The sequence below is a fragment of the Halogeometricum sp. CBA1124 genome (genome assembly GCF_009741955.1).
GTDB lineage: Archaea > Halobacteriota > Halobacteria > Halobacteriales > Haloferacaceae > Halogeometricum > Halogeometricum rufum.
In genome coordinates, this window is the sequence record NZ_WPCD01000345.1 from 1 (window position 1) to 1,643 (window position 1,643).

General features: G+C 70.6%; 2 protein-coding genes and 1 pseudogene. 2 read left to right on the forward strand and 1 reads right to left on the reverse strand.

The features are described from left to right. Together GJ632_RS22655 and GJ632_RS21340 are read left to right on the forward strand one after the other, a co-directional pair. A pseudogene (locus tag GJ632_RS22655) lies at positions 1 to 252 on the forward strand (hypothetical protein); the annotation flags it as partial. A 56-nt stretch (positions 253 to 308) separates the two neighbouring features. Beyond that, positions 309 to 857, forward strand: a complete 549-nt coding sequence (locus GJ632_RS21340; protein WP_191453967.1) for a GNAT family N-acetyltransferase — start codon at positions 309 to 311, stop codon at positions 855 to 857. A 36-nt stretch (positions 858 to 893) separates the two neighbouring features. On the opposite strand, the gene GJ632_RS21345 is transcribed toward GJ632_RS21340, so the two are convergent. After that, positions 894 to 1,583, reverse strand: a complete 690-nt coding sequence (locus GJ632_RS21345; RefSeq protein WP_191453968.1) for a heme-binding protein — start codon at positions 1,581 to 1,583, stop codon at positions 894 to 896. Between the last annotated feature and the right edge of the window lie 60 nt (positions 1,584 to 1,643).

Consider the following 1,643-nt stretch of genomic DNA (forward strand, 5'->3'; position numbering starts at 1 on the left):
CACGCCGTCGTCCGCGACGCCGGGACGCACGGCGTCACGCTCGGCCGCGAAGTCGGCCGCCGCGGCGAGACGAGACGGGCGGAACTCGCCCACCTCGGGGCCACCGTCGCCGTCGGCGTCCTCGCCGCCGGCGTCGCCGTCGCCCTCACGGGTCTCCTCGGCCGAGTCCCGACGCTCTCGGGGCCGACGCTGCCCGTCGCGCTCGGCGGAGCCGTCCTCGGCGTCGTCGCGTTCGTCGTCGCACTCCGGTGACACGTTCACGGGCGGACGGCCACCGGACTTTACCTCCGGCGCGGCGACCCTTCGGTATGTCCGGTCCTGTGTTCCTCGAAGGAGACGGTGTGACGCTCTGTCCGGCCGACCAGTCGGACATCGACTTCCTCCGAGAACACGAGAACGACCCGCGCATCCGCGAGACGCGAACCGTGCGGATGCCGACAAGCGCGGACCACGTCACCGCCCGCCTCGGCGGAACGATGGGACGCGAGGAGGAGACGGTCGGACTCGTCGTCCGCGACGAGGACGACGAGGCGGTCGGATTCGTCTACCTGCTCCGGGAGGAGTCGAACGCCGTCGGCTTCCGCTACGCTGAGTTGGCCTACTGGATCGCCCACCGACGGTGGAACGAGGGCTACGCGACGGCCGCCGCCGAGACGATGGTCGAGTACGGCTTCGAGGAACTCTGCCTCCACCGCGTGAAGGCCTCCACGTTCGCCGCCAACGAGGCGTCACAGCGCGTGCTGGAGAAGGTGGGCTTCGAACGCGAGGGCGTCGCCCGCGAGGAAGTGTACGCCGACGGCGAGTGGCACGACCGGGTTCGCTACGGCCTCCTCGAGGACGAGTGGCGGGGCGACTGACGCTCCGCGGCCGAGGCGCAGAGTCGGAGCCGTCCGCTACGACAGATTCACTTCGACGGCGACTTCGTTCCGTCGCATGAACGGCGGCGTGTAGGGGTCGTCGTACTGCCACAGGGTCGGTTCGCCGCGGACCTCGATTCCCTCGCGTTCGAGCGTGTCGAGAAGCGACTGCTCGGCGTTCGCCACCCGTCCGCTCGTCGCGTACCACGAGAACCGCTCGACGGCCATCGTCTTCGGTCCCTCGACCACCAGCCGAACGTCCGAGTTCGTCGGCATCGGCGCCGTCTCCAGCGTGTCACCCCGCGGGAGGTAGAACGCCATCCTGACGCCGTCGCCCTCCTCGTCGGTGCGGACGGGTGCGGTCATACTCACCGTCTCGCCGCGGTCCGCGCGGACGGGCGCAGTCACCCCAACCCGTTCGCCGCCGCGCGCCGCGCCGCCGGCCGGTTCCTCGGTGCGCACCGGCGCGGTCATCGAGACGGACTCGCTCGACTCGTTCGCGCCGGAGATGTAGTCGAACAGGCGACGGAACGCCGCCACTTGGTTCGGCGCCGTCGTCTCCGCGAGGAGCGTTCGCGGGTACCGGCGCAGTTCGACGCCGTCCACCGACCGGAGCGATTCGTACGGGACGCCTTCCGCCGAGCGACCGCTGTAGAGGCCCCACGCGGTCCACGCCGCGAGCGCGGTTCCGACGCCCGCCACCAGGAGTTTCGTCGGTCGTTTCATACCAGAGAGAGGTTCGCCGAGGTGAAAAACTCCCTCTCTCCCCCCTTCCCCCCGCACCCC

Excerpts from the sequence above, each read along its gene's own strand:
- GJ632_RS21345 (WP_191453968.1), bottom strand. The coding sequence starts at position 1,583 with ATGAAACGACCGACGAAACTCCTGGTGGCGGGCGTCGGAACCGCGCTC.
- GJ632_RS21340 (WP_191453967.1), top strand. The coding sequence starts at position 309 with ATGTCCGGTCCTGTGTTCCTCGAAGGAGACGGTGTGACGCTCTGTCCG.